The 18,504-nt window shown below is 35.8% G+C and carries 18 protein-coding genes, 6 tRNA genes and 1 rRNA gene; 22 read left to right on the top strand and 3 right to left on the bottom strand.

The genetic code is table 11. The features are described from left to right. The 7 genes from B5D25_RS08390 to B5D25_RS08360 form a co-directional block, all read left to right on the top strand. Positions 1–322, top strand: a 23S ribosomal RNA gene (locus tag B5D25_RS08390); the annotation flags it as partial. A 168-nt stretch (positions 323–490) separates the two neighbouring features. Next, positions 491–564 (top strand) — tRNA-Asp (locus B5D25_RS08385). An 11-nt stretch (positions 565–575) separates the two neighbouring features. After that, positions 576–648 (top strand) — tRNA-Val (locus tag B5D25_RS08380). Between the two features lie 5 nt (positions 649–653). Continuing rightward, positions 654–726 (top strand) — tRNA-Thr (locus B5D25_RS08375). 38 nt (positions 727–764) lie between these two features. After that, positions 765–846, top strand: a tRNA-Tyr gene (locus tag B5D25_RS08370). A gap of 50 nt (positions 847–896) precedes the next feature. Beyond that, positions 897–970 (top strand) — tRNA-Met (locus B5D25_RS08365). Positions 971–988: 18 nt separating this feature from the next. After that, positions 989–1,061: transfer RNA gene (locus B5D25_RS08360), tRNA-Phe, on the top strand. A gap of 1,035 nt (positions 1,062–2,096) precedes the next feature. On the opposite strand, the gene B5D25_RS08350 is transcribed toward B5D25_RS08360, so the two are convergent. Continuing rightward, positions 2,097–2,780, bottom strand: coding sequence for a prepilin-type N-terminal cleavage/methylation domain-containing protein (locus B5D25_RS08350; RefSeq protein WP_078787516.1), 684 nt, complete (start codon positions 2,778–2,780; stop codon positions 2,097–2,099). A 473-nt stretch (positions 2,781–3,253) separates the two neighbouring features. On the opposite strand from B5D25_RS08350, the gene B5D25_RS08345 reads away from it, so the two are divergent. The 4 genes from B5D25_RS08345 to B5D25_RS08325 all read left to right on the top strand — a co-directional run bounded on the left by B5D25_RS08345 (position 3,254) and on the right by B5D25_RS08325 (position 6,439). Continuing rightward, positions 3,254–4,102, top strand: coding sequence for a P-loop NTPase family protein (locus B5D25_RS08345; RefSeq protein ID WP_078787515.1), 849 nt, complete (start codon positions 3,254–3,256; stop codon positions 4,100–4,102). Between the two features lie 66 nt (positions 4,103–4,168). Further along, positions 4,169–4,933: a nucleoside phosphorylase gene (locus tag B5D25_RS08340; RefSeq protein ID WP_159444120.1), complete on the top strand. Its 765-nt coding sequence runs from the start codon at positions 4,169–4,171 to the stop codon at positions 4,931–4,933. A 242-nt stretch (positions 4,934–5,175) separates the two neighbouring features. Then, entirely contained in the window at positions 5,176–5,769 is a 594-nt protein-coding gene (locus B5D25_RS08330; RefSeq protein WP_078787512.1) for a hypothetical protein, read from the top strand. 52 nt (positions 5,770–5,821) lie between these two features. Next, the gene (locus tag B5D25_RS08325; protein ID WP_078787511.1) at positions 5,822–6,439 is read left to right on the top strand and encodes a hypothetical protein; all 618 of its coding nucleotides are present in this window, start codon (positions 5,822–5,824) and stop codon (positions 6,437–6,439) included. 220 nt (positions 6,440–6,659) lie between these two features. Here B5D25_RS08325 and B5D25_RS08320 read toward each other — a convergent pair whose 3' ends face one another. Both B5D25_RS08320 and B5D25_RS08315 read right to left on the bottom strand, forming a co-directional pair. Then, complete coding sequence (locus tag B5D25_RS08320) at positions 6,660–6,947, bottom strand: TIGR03905 family TSCPD domain-containing protein (protein ID WP_479723622.1); 288 nt, start codon at positions 6,945–6,947, stop codon at positions 6,660–6,662. Between the two features lie 105 nt (positions 6,948–7,052). Then, positions 7,053–7,292: a hypothetical protein gene (locus B5D25_RS08315; protein ID WP_078787509.1), complete on the bottom strand. Its 240-nt coding sequence runs from the start codon at positions 7,290–7,292 to the stop codon at positions 7,053–7,055. Positions 7,293–7,638: 346 nt separating this feature from the next. On the opposite strand from B5D25_RS08315, the gene B5D25_RS08310 reads away from it, so the two are divergent. The 11 genes from B5D25_RS08310 (at position 7,639) to B5D25_RS08260 (ending at position 18,439) form a co-directional block, all read left to right on the top strand. Beyond that, the gene (locus B5D25_RS08310; RefSeq protein ID WP_078787508.1) at positions 7,639–8,439 is read left to right on the top strand and encodes a UBA domain-containing protein; all 801 of its coding nucleotides are present in this window, start codon (positions 7,639–7,641) and stop codon (positions 8,437–8,439) included. A 30-nt stretch (positions 8,440–8,469) separates the two neighbouring features. Beyond that, positions 8,470–9,159: a response regulator transcription factor gene (locus tag B5D25_RS08305; protein WP_078787507.1), complete on the top strand. Its 690-nt coding sequence runs from the start codon at positions 8,470–8,472 to the stop codon at positions 9,157–9,159. Between the two features lie 33 nt (positions 9,160–9,192). Next, positions 9,193–10,656, top strand: a complete 1,464-nt coding sequence (locus B5D25_RS08300; protein ID WP_090168569.1) for a sensor histidine kinase — start codon at positions 9,193–9,195, stop codon at positions 10,654–10,656. Positions 10,657–10,697: 41 nt separating this feature from the next. Continuing rightward, entirely contained in the window at positions 10,698–10,886 is a 189-nt protein-coding gene (locus B5D25_RS08295) for a DUF951 domain-containing protein (RefSeq protein ID WP_338082896.1), read from the top strand. A 273-nt stretch (positions 10,887–11,159) separates the two neighbouring features. Beyond that, positions 11,160–12,185 carry an ABC transporter ATP-binding protein gene (locus tag B5D25_RS08290; protein ID WP_078787506.1) on the top strand — a complete coding sequence of 342 codons (1,026 nt, stop codon included), beginning with the start codon at positions 11,160–11,162 and terminating at the stop codon, positions 12,183–12,185. After that, positions 12,175–13,566 (top strand): ABC transporter permease, encoded by a 1,392-nt coding sequence (locus B5D25_RS08285; protein ID WP_078787505.1) that lies wholly within the window; start codon positions 12,175–12,177, stop codon positions 13,564–13,566. Before B5D25_RS08290 ends, B5D25_RS08285 begins: the two co-directional genes overlap by 11 nt. Then, positions 13,559–14,950, top strand: a complete 1,392-nt coding sequence (locus B5D25_RS08280) for an ABC transporter permease (RefSeq protein WP_078787504.1) — start codon at positions 13,559–13,561, stop codon at positions 14,948–14,950. The genes B5D25_RS08285 and B5D25_RS08280 overlap by 8 nt, the downstream gene beginning before the upstream one ends. A 117-nt stretch (positions 14,951–15,067) precedes the next feature. Next, complete coding sequence (locus tag B5D25_RS08275) at positions 15,068–15,286, top strand: hypothetical protein (RefSeq protein ID WP_078787503.1); 219 nt, start codon at positions 15,068–15,070, stop codon at positions 15,284–15,286. A 153-nt stretch (positions 15,287–15,439) separates the two neighbouring features. Further along, on the top strand, positions 15,440–16,327 hold the full coding sequence (locus B5D25_RS08270; protein ID WP_078787502.1) for a DegV family protein: 888 nt from the start codon (positions 15,440–15,442) through the stop codon (positions 16,325–16,327). 197 nt (positions 16,328–16,524) lie between these two features. After that, positions 16,525–17,238, top strand: a complete 714-nt coding sequence (locus B5D25_RS08265; RefSeq protein WP_078787501.1) for an IMP cyclohydrolase — start codon at positions 16,525–16,527, stop codon at positions 17,236–17,238. 25 nt (positions 17,239–17,263) lie between these two features. Continuing rightward, positions 17,264–18,439 (top strand): phosphoribosylaminoimidazolecarboxamide formyltransferase, encoded by a 1,176-nt coding sequence (locus B5D25_RS08260; RefSeq protein ID WP_078787500.1) that lies wholly within the window; start codon positions 17,264–17,266, stop codon positions 18,437–18,439. Positions 18,440–18,504: the final 65 nt, after the last annotated feature.

Below are 18,504 nucleotides of genomic sequence, written 5' to 3'. Positions count from 1 at the left end.
CTGGGTTCAGAACGTCGTGAGACAGTTCGGTCCCTATCCGGCGCGGGCGGAGGATATTTGAGAGGAGCTGTCCTTAGTACGAGAGGACCGGGATGGACGGACCGCTGGTGTACCAGTTGCATTACCAAGTGCAGAGCTGGGTAGCCAAGTCCGGAAAGGATAAACGCTGAAGGCATCTAAGCGTGAAGCCAACCTCAAGATAAGATATCCCACTCCCCTGAGGAGTTAAGACCCCTTGAAGACTACGAGGTTGATAGGCACCGAGTGTAAGTGTGGTAACACATTCAGCTGAGGTGTACTAATAGGTCGAGGGCTTATTCAAGAGAGATGAAAAGATTGCTTTTGAGCATCTTAAGTATGATACTTGCGATGTTTATCTGATAAACAAAAATAATTAAAATTTTTGTTTACAGAACGTATAGTGATGTGGTAATATATCACTTGCGACAGTTTGTATGAAGTTTTGAAGGTACATAACTGTTACCTTTATGGCCCAGTGGCTCAGTTGGTTAGAGCGCCGCCCTGTCACGGCGGAGGTCGACGGTTCAAGTCCGTTCTGGGTCGCTTATAGAAATGGGATCTTAGCTCAGCTGGGAGAGCATCTGCCTTACAAGCAGAGGGTCACAGGTTCGAGCCCTGTAGGTCCCACTTTCGCCGATGTGGCTCAATTGGCAGAGCAGCTGATTTGTAATCAGCAGGTTATCGGTTCGAGTCCGATCATCGGCTTTTTGCTTTTTACAAATGAATATTGTAATAAGTCAAATGGGTGGATTCCCGAGTGGCCAAAGGGGACAGACTGTAAATCTGCTGCAACTTGCTTCGGTGGTTCGAATCCACCTCCACCCATTAAAATCCACCAAGGCTTTTAAAGCGGAGGCGGATTATTTATTTAATATCGCGGGGTGGAGCAGCTCGGAAGCTCGTCGGGCTCATAACCCGAAGGTCACAGGTTCAAATCCTGTCCCCGCTACTTCTTTGATATTGCCATGCCCAGATAGCTCAGTTGGTAGAGCAGAGGACTGAAAATCCTCGTGTCGCTGGTTCGATTCCGGCTCTGGGCATCTTTTTTATTTATACGATATATAATTTATTCGTGAAGAGTTATTGACAATATTATTAGTCGATGATTCTTTTTTTATTTGAAATATGAATATATCTGATATAGCGTAGGGGATAAGGCTATGTCCGATGTGATATTATGTATGACATAAGGCTATGTCCGATGTGATATTATGTATGACGTAAGACTATACCGGATGTTTATATTATGCATGATGTGAGATATGCCGGGGCGATGTTGTACGTGATGAAGAGGCTAAATCAATAATGATATTATTCTGGGCGTATAGACCATACCTGATGGGGATATTGGGCATGATGTATATACTATGTTCAATATATTTAGATATTTATATTGTGATCGATGTAGAAACTATGAATGATATGTATATTGTGCAGGTGTGTTGGGCTATTAAGTCAGAGTTATATGTACCGGTATGGTTAAATAATTAAATAATGGTAATAATGCTTATTTAAACCTCAGATACGTTTATTGGAGCTGTAATCCGACAAAGAGGATACAAGATGTTTTCTATATAAATACACATATATGTCTGTATAAAGCTAATACTGCTTTTGTAAATACAATCATGTAAATTATATTCATGAGATATTATATATTCCCGCTTAACAAGATCAGCATGTTTAATCTTAATATATAATGTTATTGTTTTTCTTATTGCATTCATTATTGGTTTTGATTTATTGGAATCAATTTATTCGAATATATTTATTGGAATATATTTATTAGAATATATTTATTATTACGCTTTACATGATGATTATGTCAGGAATCTAAGATATGTTTCAGAATAGTATATAGGACGAAATAATAAGGAAGAATGAATAAAATAGAAAATAAAATATTAGAAAACAATACAATATTGGAATAGAATATATCAGAATAGAAATCAATAGAATAAATTTGCAAATTAAAACTCCCAAGTATTAACTTGGGAGTTTTTTTGGAGACTTCTATAGGATAATAGAAGATTAAAAGCATAAATTAATTCAAAGCATTGTAAGATTGTATATAATTAGTGACCTGTATACTGCTCACCGATTGGTGTTATAAATCCATTTGCAAGACCAACTCTTTTAGCAAATGTTTCAGCAGCTTTCTGATCCTTTGCGTGATTCAGAGTTCTCATGGCATTTGAAGCACTTGCACCGAGGTGAAGTTCTCCATCATCGTCAACATAAACATCTAACTGATAAGTATTCCATGTTCTTCTAGCACGAACACATAAACCATTTTTGAAAACGTATTCATCAATTTTTGATCTACGGATATATTCTCCGTCAGGTCCTGATGGATACCATGGGTGATCGCTTGTTTCGGTATCACGAATCTTTTGTTCTGCTTCCGGACTAATATGAACAAGACCGGCATCAATCATTGCTAAACAGCAGCTTGCATCTGAACATCTGATTTCATCCTTATCTACATAAACCCATCCTCTTGTGTAAGTTTCCTTTTTATGTGTTTCAGGATCTTCGTAAACAACTTCTTCACCTTTATAATCACTTGGGAAAGTATATACATTGAGGGCATCTTTTATTATGCTTCCATGATATACATCCATTGCCTGTCTACCTTTTTCAAGGTATCTAAGGAAATTGACTGCTACGACAACAGCCAAGATAATCATAATTGCTATAACTATAATAAGTTCAACTAACGTGAAACCTTTATTATGCTTTTTGTATTTTTTATACATTTTGTTCTCCTTCCATAAAATACATAATTTTCACAGTTTAAAAATCATAGTTTAAAAAATCTAGTTAAAAAATCTAGTTAAAAAATCTAGTTTAAAAATCTAGTTAAAAAATCTAGTTAAAAAATCTAGTTTAAAAAATCTAGTTTAAAAATCAAAGTTTAAAAATCATAGTTTAAAAATAATAGTTTAATTATTGAAATGACATTTTCAATGTTTACACTATGTTCATAATTTGTTCAAATTATATCGCTATTAAATTTTTTTTGCAATAGCAAAAATCTGTTATTTTCTGTCTTTTTCTGCAAATTATGTTGGTTATCTTGCACAAAATATATTATTTTATTATACTTTTGACAGTTAATTGACACTTAACAATTTGTTCACAAATGTTATGTTAATATAGAAATTAGGTTTTTAAGATCATTTTATAGGGTAAATTTTGAAGTTTGGGATATATAAAGGAGAAAATATACGTGAATTTTTTTGTTGAAGGACTTCAAGGAAGTGGAAAAAGTACATTGCTACAAAGACTGTCGGAATTATATCCTGATCATATGGCTATTAGAGAGGGAGATTATTCGCCGATTGAGCTTGCCTGGTGTGCATATGTTGATGAAGATAAATATGATGAAATACTCGAGACATATTCTGATATACGAGAGGAGATTGAGAAGAAGTCTTTCGTGGATATTTCTGATAAGGCAAAAAGAGTTATATGTTACACGCAGATTATAACGGATGTTCCGGGATTTCATAAGAATCTGGAGCAGTATGAGATTTATAATAATCGGATTCCTTATGATGAATTTAAGGATATAGTTTTAAAAAGATACAGAGGATGGCACAATAATACTGCGGATGACCATTTGAAAGATGACTATCTTAAAGAGGCTCAGAAAAAAGAATTGATTTTTGAATGTTCACTATTCCAGAATATCATAGAAGATATGATTCTCTTCAGATGCGCGTCGGATGAAGAAATTATTGGCTTTTATAAGGAAGTTAGAGAAGTTCTGCAGGACAAGGATTATCATATTTTTTATTTAAAGGCTGACGATGTGAGAAGAAATCTTGCTGTGATACGTAAGGAAAGATCTGATGATCAGGGAAATGAGCTGTGGTTTCCGCTGATGATGGGATATTTTAATGAATGTCCTTATTCGAAAGAAAGAGGACTTAGTGGCGAAGAAGATTTGATTAAGCATTTTATACACAGGCAGGAGCTGGAACTTAGGATTTGTAGAGAAGTATTTCCGGATAAATGCACAGTTATAACATCTAAAAACTACAGTGATGATAATTTAATAATTGAATTATATTAGTTTTGTGATAGAATGATTCCATATTTTTTCAAGGATAACTTGAAATAAAGAATGGAGGGAAGAAATATGTTACACAGAAATGATTTTCCAATTGTGGAATACGACGATGCAGCTAAGGCAAAAATAAATCCGGAATCATTTAAGCCGGGTTGTTTTGAAACGGACAAAATGATAATTACTTTCTTTCCGGAAGTTATGAAAAAACTAATTGAAAAAAATAAGATTAGTTTAGAAAGAGTTATCCCTGGTGAAAATCCTGTTGAAATTTACAAATTCAATGATGAGTCGAATGTGCTTATTACTTTGGGGCAGGTTGGATGTCCCGCGTGTGCAGGAAATCTTGATCTTTTTCAGGAAATGGGCGTTAAGAAGGTAATGTTCTGCGGCGGAGGCGGAGTGCTTGACCGTAACATTGAAGTTGGGCAGCTTTTATTGGTGGAAGGTGCAATCAGAGATGAAGGATTTTCGTATCATTATCTGCCGCCGGCAAGAGTTGTATATACAGATGAAGATACGACAAATCGTATCGCTGAATATCTTGATAAAGAAAATATTTCGTATTTACGTGGACTTACTTGGACGACGGATGCTATTTTCCGTGAAACTGAGGATAAAATCGAATTAAGAAAATCCGAAGGTGGAAAGATTGTAGAAATGGAGCAGGCAGGCTGTATAGCTGTTGCGCGTTTCAGAGGATTTGAGTATGGTGCTTTGATCTATGGTGGTGATGATCTTTCGGGTGAAGAATGGTCGGATCGTAGTTGGAGAAGTAGAGATGGAATCAGATATGATTTGGTGAATCTTTGCAAGAAACTTGTTTATATAATCTAATGCCGAGGACGAGTATCTTATTTCAATAGGAGTATAGAGAATAATATAACCCACGTATATGCGAATACATGAGAATGAGCAACTCATGTATTCGCATTTGTGGGAATTGAGTAGTGCGAGATGCTACGCACCGTTAATAGCAAGGTATAATATTTCCATGCGGGCAAGTGTTGCAACGGATAATACAAGGCTGCAATGGAAAAAAGGCATTAATATTATTTTTTATATGGAGGGTTTTAAGTATGAAGAACATAAGATTTTATGAGGCTGAGAAATATAAAACGCCAGACTATGAAAAAGTAGAAGATATGATTTATAAAACATTAGAGGAAAAGTCTGTTGATGATGGAAATTTTGCGCTTAAGCAGTGTAGTGATGCTGATCTGGTTTCGAAGCTGCTTAAATCTGAGGAATGGTGTCAGGGAACAGGAGATTTTTTAGACGAAAATTTGATCTTAACATATGAAGGAAAAAGATATTACCGCGATATAGAAAATGTTGGTACTGAGGATGATATCGTATATGAAGATATGTATGATCCGGCAGAGAAAAATATAATCTATGTTACATCAATTATTTATGAGCCGGAACCGGAGTTTGAGGAGAACGAGCCGGATGACGAATATGTTTCGCAGTATCCTTTAGAAGATATATTAGATGAATTTCTTGTATATTGCTATGACAGCTATGATAAAGAAAATGCATCTGATAAAAAGAACTCATATGTCGAATTTGCAAGCGAGAGTATTGAGGATATCAGAAAAGTCCTCGATATAATCGGAAAACATGTATATAACGTAACAGAAGGTGACTACGTTCAACTCAAAATAGAATAATACTTATTTCCTAAGATTCCGGATGATCATATATTTATAAAGGTGACTAAAGATGCTTTTTGTTCAATCGTTAAATACATATTATGAAAAAAATGAACGTTCTTCAGAATATGCTCGATTAAGAAATGGGGATTTGTTTCGCAAATTCAATTTGAATAATATTAAAGAATGTGAGGTTTTTGCACAGGAACTTCGTCTCGTATATAATTCGGATGGCAAGGTTTCGCCTGCTGAACCTTATTATGAAGAGTGTAAGCATTTTGGTAAAAATATTTTCACGGAAGGAACCAAAAATCCATACGATAATTTCAATAAGTTACTTCATTTTATTCGGATCTTTAAGGAAGAAGATAAGTATAAGATAATGTTCTGCGATGAAAATGTTGAGTGGTGTCCAACAAAACGTCGAGGACATAATGAAGCATTTAATGATGCTAATTCAATCTATTATCATATAGACCGAATTAATGAAACAGCATTTATACTCGAAAAGAATCAGTACGGAAGGATAATATATAACAATAGATATGTTGATCCTGACAGCCAGAGGTGGTACTACGGATGGCACATTTATAATATTGTGAGTTGTGATATATCCGAATGTAATGAAAAAATGTTTTTTGAGAAAAATCCTGATTTTGTTTATAGACAACTGCTTGATCTTAGATAAATATTAAAGGAGCTTCAATCCTGTATGGGCTGAAGCTCCTTATATATTTATTATGTTATTGAAACTAATTCGAAGTAAAAACTAAATTATAGTAATAAACCAGTTTGAAGTAAAAACTAAATTATAGTAATAAACCAGTTTGAAGTAAAAACTAAATTATAGTAATAAACCAGTTTGAAGTAAAAACAAAATTATAGTAAAAAACTAGTTTGAAGTAAAACTAGTTTGATGCTAAGACTTCATCGATTGCTTTTGAAAACTGGTCTGCGCATGATGTTCCGCGCATTTTGCAATCATTTCCACGAAGGATAGATGATATTTCCTTGGCATCCTTTCCTTCAACTAAAAGACCGATAGCTTTAAGATTACCATTGCACCCGCCTGTGAAGCTTACATTGTGAAGTTTTCCGTCTTCAAGGTCGAAGTCGATCTGTACAGAGCAAACGCCCTTTGGCATATATGTATAATGTTTCATTTTTTTATCTCCTTTATATTTAATTATTTGCATATAATAATTTACTATATCAGTTGTTGTTGTTGTTGTTGTCACGTTTCGTATGCAGTCGTCTGCAAGTGAATTAGTGGGTTCAATATTTTGTGAAGTCTACTAAAATTAGTTGCATCCAAGCTCATCAAAAGGTGTTCCTTTTGACCAAGGGCTGCCGACATCACATCTTCCGTGATGATAGGTTTTTTCTGTTTTTGCCTTTGGATTGTCAGCCACACGAAGTCTCATACGTCCCTCTTCGGACTCAGCAAAATTATCCAGCATGTTCATTATATTCATGACATCCTGAAAATCAACATCTTCATCTTTCATAGCATCTGCACTGCTTTTATCATAAAATGGCATATAATCCCTCCTTTATAATATGATTCTATATATAATGAGAGATTTTTGCAATACGGGCTTTGTTGTTTATAGGAAAAATATATTGCTATTATTTATAACATATGTGAAAATCATAAAGGAATTAAATGGACATCTAATTGAATCAGGAATATATATTTCAACCATGAAGTCTAATTGAATCAGGAATATATATTTCAATCCTGGAGTCTAATTTAATCATTAATTTGTTTTTTAACCTGATTTTAATCTTTATCATATTTTTAATTAATACTTTATTGTTATTATTTACTCATCAAATGGATGATGATCATTGATCGGACATAAAAATTTAGAAAGGATGAGTACGATGGATAAATTTGAAAAAGTTCAGAAGATAAAAGAAAAGACCGGTGTCAGCTATACAGAAGCAGTTGAAGCTTTAGATAGATGCAATGGAGATATCCTTGATGCAATAGTTTATTTGGAGAGAAGCGGCAGGACATCTGAAAGAAATACTGCTACATTTACAAGCTCTGTAAATAAAAAGGACAAGGAATCGGACAATCTCGCACATGCTACTGCAGAGTATGATAGAAATAGTGAAAAAGACGGAATCGACACTTTTGTTGACGGGGTTAAAGTATTACTCAGAAAGAGTATCGATACTTCATTTGTAGTTGAAAGATTTAATAAGAAGATAGTTGATGTTCCTGTTTTGGTTCTCATTATCTGCTTTATTTTTACATTCTGGATCATTCTTCCTCTTCTTGTTGTAGGATTATTCTTTGATTGCAGATATAGATTTGTTGGAGTTGGAAAAGTTACAGTAGATGTAAATAAATTCTGTGACAGGGCTGCAGACGGCGCAACCAATATGAAGAACTCAGGCAGAAATGAAAGACATAGAGCAGAAGAAAGACGTGAAGAAAGACGTGAAGAAAGAAGAAACAGAAGAGACGAAAGAAGAAATGGCAGCTACAGAGATGCATATAATGCAGCGGAAGACATTAAAGAAGAAAATACATCAAAAGATAACAGAAGTAATGATGTAAAAAATACAGACAGCAAAAATGACGGAAATGATGTAAATGTTGATAATATCAGATCATTTCATGAGGAAGAGATCAGAGAGCTTAAAATTCGATATGATGACAGCGATGAAGACTAAAATGTACAGATAATGTGACGAGGTGCAAAGATGAGCAAAATTTTAATTGTCGAAGATGAAGAGAAAATTGCAAGATTTGTAGAGCTGGAATTAATGCATGAGGGAAATGAAGTTACTAAAACCTTTGACGGACGTTCAGGTCTGGACAAAGCTTTAGAAGAGGATTTTGATCTTATACTTCTTGACGTTATGCTTCCGGAATTAAGCGGTATTGAGGTATTAAGACGTATAAGACAGAAGAAAGAGACACCGGTTATCATGCTTACTGCAAGAGATGCGGTAATGGATAAGGTTGCAGGACTTGACGCAGGAGCGGATGATTATATCACAAAGCCTTTTGCAATTGAGGAATTACTTGCAAGAATCCGTGTTGCTCTTAAGAAGAGAGTTGTGTCTTCGGCTAAGGTTGAGGAACCTCTCAGAGAGATTAAGATTGGACCGGTTACATTAAATGAAGACAGTCATGAAGTAAAAGTTAATGGAGAAAGGCTCGAACTGACCAATAGGGAGTTTGAGCTTCTTCATGTACTTATGATCAATAAAGATATTGTAATGAGCAGAGACAAGCTTATGAATCTGGTCTGCGGATATGATTATATGGGCGAAACCAACGTAATCGATGTTTATGTCAGATATATAAGAACAAAGTTGGATGACAGATTCGGAATTAAATTTATTACCACGGTTCGAGGCGTGGGATACGTAGTGAGAGCTAATTAATCTATATGATTATACGTAAAATGAGGTTTTGTTATGGATAAAAAAGAAAATAATCTTAACGGACGAAAAAATAAAACTTCATCAATAGCCAAAATGATCAACTGGGATATGTGGTTAAGACAGATGGTTGCATTAATTGTGCTTGATCTTATCCTGGTTGGTGTAGCCGTTATGTTTTTCTTTGTGGAGAGCCATAAAAAGGTGCCGGATTCCGCTTATGAGAAAGGCGGATTATTTGAGATTGCGAAAGAAGAAACGGAAATAGATTTTATCACGAAAAGAGTAAATGACAAAAATGATATCATTTACAGAGTTACAACTGCGAACGGCGATATTTATGAGTCTTCCGTAAGGGAGTATTCCAAAAATCTCTGGCCGCTATTCATGACACTTCTCATTGCAGAAAACATATGGATGCTTTTTGAAATGTTCAACACTAGAAGGATCAGAAGAAGAATGAGACCTCTTTATGATGTGGCTCTTCAGGCGGATGCGGTTAGTAAAATGGCTGATATGGCGGCCAAAGTTAATGAGGCCCCTGTGACTCCGGATAAAGATAGTTCCGGAAAAGATAACATTTCGGAAAGTAACATGCGTCATCTTGAGTCGGCTATCAACAGAGCCGATCCGAATGCACCGCTCATTAATACGGGAGATAAGGAACTTCGTGGTATTGAGATTGCCCTCAATAATCTGCTTCGCCAGATGCAGGAAAGCAGAAAACAGCAGATAAGATTCGTATCAGATGCTTCTCATGAGCTTCGTACTCCGATAGCGGTTATTCAGGGATATGTAAATATGCTCGACAGATGGGGCAAACAGGATACGGAAGTTCTTGAAGAATCCATTGAAGCTCTTAAAAATGAATCAGAGCATATGAAAGAACTTGTAGAACAGCTTCTTTTCCTTGCAAGGGGAGACAGCGGAAGGAATACTCTTCAGAGAACCGACTTCGATATGGCAAAGGTCATTTATGAAGTTTGGGAAGAGTCCTGCATGATAGATGAAAGTCATGTTTACAATTTCTATGTTGATGATAAGAAGGTAACGGAGCTTTATACCGATGATGCAGTTAATCCGGATGAAGTTTATAACGGCCCTGAATTCACGGTAAATGGTGATATTGCCATGGTTAAGCAGAGTGCCAGAATATTTATCCAGAATGCTGCAAAATATTCATCTAAGGGCAGTGAGATAAAGTTAAGGGTAAGAAGAAATAAGGACAATTCGGTTTCATATATGATACAGGATGAAGGAATCGGCTTAAAGCAGGAGCAGCTGGATCATATATTTGAAAGATTCTATCGTTCGGATGAAGCGCGAAATGCCGATTCGGGCGGAACAGGTCTTGGCCTTTCTATAGCAAAATGGATCATCGATGCTCATGAAGCAAAGGTAAAGGTATTATCAAGAGAAGAGTTCGGAACCAGATTTACAGTCATTTTTAAAGGGGTTTCCCAAAATCTAAATGACGAAAGTATAGAATGGGATGACTAATATCCGGAACCGGTTTTTAAAAGAGGATGAAAAAAGGTTATATGGAGAAAATAAATTTTACGGTTGGAAGTAAAGTAATAATGAAAAAAGGTCATCCCTGCGGGACAAATCTTTGGGAGATACAGAGAGTGGGAATGGATTTCAGGATAAAATGCTGCGGCTGCGGACGAAGCATAATGATTCCGAGAAAGACTTTTGAAAAGAGCTTTAAAGCATTTAGTGATGAATGAAATGCATTTAACGTAAGAATGATCAATTCACGACATATTTTTGTCTGTTTACGACAATATATGTCGTGAATTTTTTTTTCATATATAGTAGTCTATTGAAAGAACGAGATACTGATTTTCAGATTTATTATGTAAAAATATATAGGATGGAGTGTGCCGAGGGGAATTGGTTAACATTTATTAACTATTTATTAAAGTCCTGTATATTGTTGAAAATGGGTATGACGTTTGATACAATTTCTAATGACAAAAAATTACACGTGGAGGAATAAAATGGGACTTGTTGTAAAGGATCTATTTAAAAAGTATGGTGACAAGACAGTTGTTGACCATATCAGTTTCAGAATGGATAAACCGGGAGTTTATGCGCTTCTCGGTACAAATGGAGCAGGAAAAACTACATCAATCAGAATGATACTTGATATGTTGGACAAAAATGGTGGTGAAGTAATCTGGAATGATGGTCCACTCAATTTTGACACATGCAATATTGGATATCTTGCTGAGGAAAGGGGTCTTTATCCAAAATACAGTCTTATGGATCAGATTAAGTACTTCGGAACTTTAAGAGGCGTTTCTGAGAAAGAACTTGATAAGAAGATCAAATATTGGGCTGAGCGTCTTAAGGTTGAAGAATATCTTTATCCACAGTACAAAGATGCTGTTACAGGAAATAAGATTAATGAGCACGGCGATTTCATTGATGAAAATGGAAAAGTATTTTTAACAACTGAGAAGAGAAAGAGAGTTGTTAAGAAGAAGATTAAGCCACAGAGTCCTGATCAGTTATCAAAAGGTAATCAGCAGAAGATACAGTTCTTAATAGCTATGCTTTCAGATCCGGATCTTATAGTTCTTGATGAGCCGTTTTCAGGTCTCGACCCGGTTAATACAGATATCTTAAAGAACGTAGTTCGTGAGCAGATAGATGCAGGAAAATATATCATTATGTCAAGCCACCAGATGGAGGTTGTTGAAGAATTCTGTACAGACATTACAATTCTTTCAAGATCAAAGGCAGTGGTTCAGGGTAATCTTAATGATATAAAGAAGAGCTACGGAAGAGTAAACCTCAACTTAAAGTGCGAGGAAAATGTTGATAAATATATAAATGAAGTTGGAGCGGAAATCGTTTCTGAAAAAGAAAATGAGTATAAGATCAAAGTTAAGAATGATGAGCAGTCCCAGAAGCTTCTTAAACTTCTTGTAGATAATAAAGTCAACGTTATCCGTTTTGATCTTTCAGAACTTTCTCTTCATGAGATATTTGTAAAAGAGGTGGGAGCGGATGAAAAATAAAAGCAGCATTTACAGTTTAAAAGGTGTAGATAAAGTTTATAAATTTACACTCGCTCAGGTTTTCAAAAGCAAATCATACAGAATATCCTTCATTAGTTTCGTTATATTCCTGATTGCATTTGGACCTATTAACAGATTATCTATGTCAAGCAATGATAAAATGACGAATTCTACTGTTAATGAGAAAGACGTAAATATTTCTGATCTTATAATCCTTAATCATTCCGATATAGGAGTTGATGCCGGGAAGTTAAAATTTAAGAAAACCGGATTCAAAAATATAAATGTAGTCGTTGACGAATCAGGTAAAAGTGATAACGATGTTATAAGTTCGCTTGATGCAAAACAGGTTGTAATGATCATTAACAATGAAACTAATGAAAATGATATGCCTGTTTATAAGATCAATCTTGTTACTGCCAAAGAATCGGAAGTAACAGGTTCGCTTCTTGACAGTTTGGGAAAATATCTGACAGATAGGTTTGATTACATAAGATTTGAAGCTTCAGGACTCGGTGATAAAGAGCTTAAGTATGTTTCGGACGGAATCAATGAAAAATTAAAATACACTGAAGAGGAATATATCAAAGAATCAGAGCGTAAGTACACAAAGGATGATGTATTTGCTCTTGCTTCATCAATCGGAATTATAATGCTTATGACTCTTTCAACAGCATCAACCAATATCGTAAGTTCTGTAATGGAAGAGAAAACATCTAAGCTTGTAGAAACACTTATGATAAGCGTTAGACCACTTGCCCTCGTTATCGGTAAGATCTTAGCAATGCTTACATATGTTGTTCTTATGCTGGCAACAGCATTTGCAGGTTCAAAGGTTGTGAATACCTTGCTGGATCATTACTTAGGAAAGCCTCAGGGAGTAGCACAGTCTACATTTGACTTTTCTGTTATTTTCAGACTTGAATTTAAGAATGTGTTCGTTCTTATCAGTTCACTTATCTTAGTATTCTTTGCGTTTGCATTTATAGCCGGTGTATCAGGCGGATCATGCAGCAAGCCTGAAGATGTACAGAGTGCAAATGGTATTTTTTCAATCCTTACAATGTTAGGATATTTCCTTGTGATCATCGTACCACAGATGAATAATGATACTCTTAATCATGCACTTGTGTATGTGCCTATCGTGTCAGGATTTATCGTTCCGACTTTATATGTCATAAAAAGTGTAAGCTTAACTGAGCTTATAATCTTTTATGCAATCAATATAATAGTTACAATTTTACTCTTCTTTGCATGTGCCAAGGTGTACAGACAGCTTATACTTATTGACGGAAGCAAAGTTAAAATGAGTCAGCTTATAAAGATATTATTTGGCAAGACTTCGTCAAAAAAAGATAAGGAGGTAAAGGAGAATGTTTAGAAATTTTGGAAGTGTATTCAGATTTTCTTTTAAGAATACTGTAACCAGAGGATATAAAGTGCTCACTATTTCTATGACTCTGCTCCTTCTTATAGTTCCTATACTCATTATGGTAATAGGAAGTAGTAAAAATAAAGAGGAAAAAAGTGCAATAGATGAATGTAAAGCACAGGAAATTTATATTGTAAATGAAATCTCTGACAAAGAGGTTGATTTTAATTCTCTCAATTTAATAGGTGAAGAGAATTATTCGAATATCAAATATACTAATTTCGCAACTGTTGCTGAGGCAATGACAGCAATGAAAAATGCCAACAACAGAGAAGAGATTTTTATACTTGGGTTCCGTATTCAGAATGATAAGGTTAATAGTTATATAATCGTTCCTGATGAGGGAATAAACAAAAAGGATGCGGCAAATTATTACGATTTCATGGATAAATATGCAGGACCTTTTATAGTTTCGGCACTGGGAATCGACCAGAAAGGTGTTCGTCAGTTAATGACAAGCTGTGAATATGATACTTATCATGCAGACGGATTTGCTGAAGGAAAGTCAATTGCAGATACAGATGAAAATGAAAAGGTAGAAGCAGACGGTATACTTAAGTTATTCAAATCAGTTCTTCCTTTTTTATGCGTAATGGTTCTGTATGTAATGATTCTTTCTTATGGTAGTTCGACAGCACAGTCCATCGTAATGGAAAAGTCATCAAAGCTTATGGATACAATGCTTGTTTCAGTAAGACCGGAAGCGCTTTGCATGGGTAAATTCCTTGCATCGGTAGTTGCAGCAATTATTCAGATGGTTTCCTGGATTGCAGCGCTTATTTGCGGATTTGTTATAGGTACCAAGATGGCAACAAGCATGCATCCTAATTCTCATTCAAAAATGCTTGCATTTTTCAAGTACATGGGCAGCATGGGAGTATTCAAGGTACATAATATAATCATCGGATTCGTTATACTTATGTTTGGCTTTATATTATATGCTTCACTTAGTGTTATTGCAGGTGCGGTTTCAAGCACAAGAGAGCAGGTTGCAAGTGCATCAACACTTTTCATCATGCCGCTTATTATTGCATTCTTTATAGTTTTATATGGCGGTGTACTGGTAAATGGAGAAGCACCTACATGGATGTTCTTCGTTCCATTTACATCAGCTTTGATCGGACCTGCATATGTTGCTCTTGGAGCTACTTCTATAATGACAACACTTATCATGCTTGGAATTTTAGTAGTTCTTACTGTTGTACTTATCATATTATCAGGTCGTCTCTATAAAGTTATGTCACTGTATAAGGGTAACAAGATTAAGGTTGGTAAAGTTATGGAATTACTCTTTACAGGGAAAAATAATGAATCAAAAGAGTTAAACAGCTGATAATCCAAAGTGGACAAATCATCAAAAAGTGATAGAATTAAGTTGTTACTGAAAGTACTTTGCTGATTATAATGATATGAGCGATGGTACAAAAAATATTTATTACAGGAGGGTGTTATGGATATTAAAGCAACAATTGATTCTATAGTTAAAAAGATTAAAGGTGATCCTGCTATAGCAGATAAGTTTAAGAAAGATCCTGAGAAAACAGTTGAGGAAGTAGCCGGAGTTGATATTCCGGACGGAATGCTCGATAAGGTTGTTGAAGGAGTAAAGGGAGCTCTTGCCGGCGGAGATAAGGGTAGTATCGTTGACAAGATTAAAAACCTTTTCTAGACTATCGATATAAGGATTAACGCAATTATCGGAGTAAAAAAATACAAAAAACAAGACGGGATTTTGGCGATGCCAAGGTCCCGTTTTTGCTTGTTTAAAAATATAGTGTATGTTATATTTAGACATATCATTGGAGAAAAGCGAGGTATATCAATGTCAGACTATGTAATCAGTTGTTGCTCTGCGGCGGACCTCAGTGAGCTTTGGCTTAAGAAGAGGGATATTAAGTTTATTGAATTTACATATGAACTTGGTGGCAAGGAATATAAGGATGATTTCGGTTACTCCGTTCCTCCACATGAATTATATCAAAGAATGCTTGCCGGAGAAGAATCTAAGACATCCCAGATCAATGTTAGTGTTTATTATGATCATTTCAAGAAGATACTTGAATCGGGAAAAGATCTTATACATGTTGTTCTTTCATCAGGAATATCCGGTACTTATAACTCTGCAGTTCTTGCAGCGAATGATCTTAAAGAAGAATATCCAAACAGAAATATTTATGTAGTAGATTCCCTGGCTGCTTCGGCTGGTTACGGACTTCTTGTAGATAAGATGGCCGATTTAAGAAATGATGGTATGGATATTGATGATTTATATACATGGACAGAGACTCATAAGCTTGAAGCAATTCACTGGTTTTTTTCAAGTGACCTTACCTTCTTTATCAGAGGCGGAAGAGTCAGCAAGACAGCGGGATTTATCGGAAATATGCTTAATATTTGTCCGCTTCTTAATGTGGATTATCAGGGAAGACTTATTCCGAGAGAGAAAGTCAGAACAAAGAAAAAGGTTATAAGAAGAATAGTTGATAAGATGAAGGAAAATGCAACTAACGGACAGGATTATAATGATACATGTATCATTTCGCATTCTGATTGTCTTGAAGATGCTGAAAGCGTTAAAAATATCATTGAAGAAGAATTTCCAAATCTTAAAGGCAAGATATTAATGTTCCCTATAGGTGCGACTATCGGTTGTCATACTGGCCCGGGAACAGTAGCATTATTCTTCTGGGGCAATAAGAGAGTTGATTAAGAATAATAATGGGGCGTATAGTTTGAAACTATACGTCTTTTTTGCTTTAATAAGAAGAATCTGATTTCACTTATATATAGCAATTTCTTTTTTACTATGCTATTATATCAGTGCATTGTTGTAATCTATATGCAATGCATTCTTTGATCAGAAGATGATCATTCAGCATTGGAAAAATTTTTTAAGGAGCACGAGATATGATTTTAAAGGATTTGAAAGAAGAAATCGGAAGCACAAGCTATCCGGGAAGAGGTATCGTTATCGGAAGAACACCTGATGGTAAGAAGGCGGCTATAGCTTATTTTATCATGGGACGTTCACAGAACAGCCGTAACAGAGTATTTGTAACAGAGGGCGAGGGCATCAGAACAGAGGCATTTGATCCTTCAAAGTTAGAGGATCCAAGTCTTATCATTTATGCTCCAGTAAGGGTTCTCGGAAGTGATACTATCGTAACGAACGGTGATCAGACAGATACTATTTATGAAAATATGGAACAGGGTGATACATTCGAAGAGTCTCTCAGATGTCGTGAATTCGAGCCTGACGCTCCAAATTTCACACCACGTATTTCAGGTATTGTTCATACCGAGGCAGGTTATACATACGAAATGTCAATCCTTAAGTCAGACAATGGTGATCCTGATCAGTGTCTTAGATTTACATTCTCTTATGATAATCCAAAAGCAGCTGAAGGACATTTTATCCATACATATATGGGAGACGGCAATCCGCTTCCAAGCTACGAAGGTGAGCCTACAAGAGTAACTATCCCAACAAACGATCTTAATGAGTTCACAGATGCAATCTGGAATAGCCTCAATGAAGAGAATAAGGTTTCTCTCTTCACAAGATTTATCGATATCGAAACAGGAAAATACGAGACAAAGATCGTAAATAAGAATCAGTAAGATAAGAAACGAAAGGGTATATAAAATGAAAGAGCTTGAATTAAAATATGGTTGTAATCCTAACCAGAAGCCATCAAAAGTATTTATGAAGGAAGGAGAACTTCCATTTACAGTACTTTCAGGAAGACCGGGATATATCAATCTCCTTGATGCATTAAATGGATATCAGTTAGTTAAGGAACTTAAGAAGGCTACAGGACTTCCTGCTGCTACTTCTTTTAAGCATGTTTCACCTGCAGGTGCTGCAGTAGGACTTCCTCTTACAGATGTAGAGAAGAAGATTTACTGGGTAGAAGATATGGGTGAACTCACACCACTTGCAAGCGCATATGCAAGAGCAAGAGGCGCTGACAGAATGTCTTCATTTGGTGATTTTATCTCACTTTCAGATACATGTGATGCTGCTACAGCACGTCTTGTTAAGAGAGAAGTTTCAGATGGTATCATCGCACCTGGTTATGATGATGACGCTCTTGAGATTCTCAGATCTAAGAAGAACGGAAATTATTGCGTAATCCAGATTGATCCTGATTATGTACCTGCTCCTATCGAAACAAAGGATGTTTATGGTGTAACATTTGAGCAGGGAAGAAATGAACTTGTTATAAATGATGAGCTTTTTGCAAATGTTGTTACAGATGCTAAGGATATTCCTGAAGCAGCACGTATCGATCTTGCAATCGCTATGATCACACTTAAATATACTCAGTCAAACTCTGTATGCTACGTTAAGGGTGGACAGGCAATCGGTATAGGTGCAGGACAGCAGTCACGTATTCACTGTACACGTCTTGCAGGCGATAAGGCAGATAAGTGGTTCCTTCGTCAGTCACCAAAGGTTCTTAACCTTCCATTCAAGAGTGATATCAAGAGAGCTGACAGAGATAATACTATCGATGTTTATATCAGCGACGATTATGAAGATGTTCTTGCGGACGGAATCTGGGAGCAGTTCTTCACAGAGAAGCCGGAAGTTTTCACAAGAGAAGAGAGAAAAGCATGGCTTAAGAATATGGAAGGTGTTGCACTTGGTTCAGATGCATTCTTCCCATTCGGCGATAACATCGAAAGAGCAAAGAGAAGCGGCGTTAAGTATATAGCTCAGCCGGGCGGATCTATCAGAGATGACAATGTTATCGATACATGTAATAAGTATGGAATAGCTATGGCCTTCACAGGTATCAGACTTTTCCATCACTAATTATTTGATAAAAGTACCGCTTATGCTAAGTGCGTAGGCGGTATTTTTATTGGTAAAGTCTATGG

The sequence above is a fragment of the Eubacterium ruminantium genome, assembly GCF_900167085.1.
GTDB lineage: Bacteria > Bacillota > Clostridia > Lachnospirales > Lachnospiraceae > Eubacterium_Q > Eubacterium_Q ruminantium.
The sequence above is the reverse complement of the archived record's forward strand: the minus strand, read 5'-3'. Positions and strand labels throughout refer to the sequence as shown.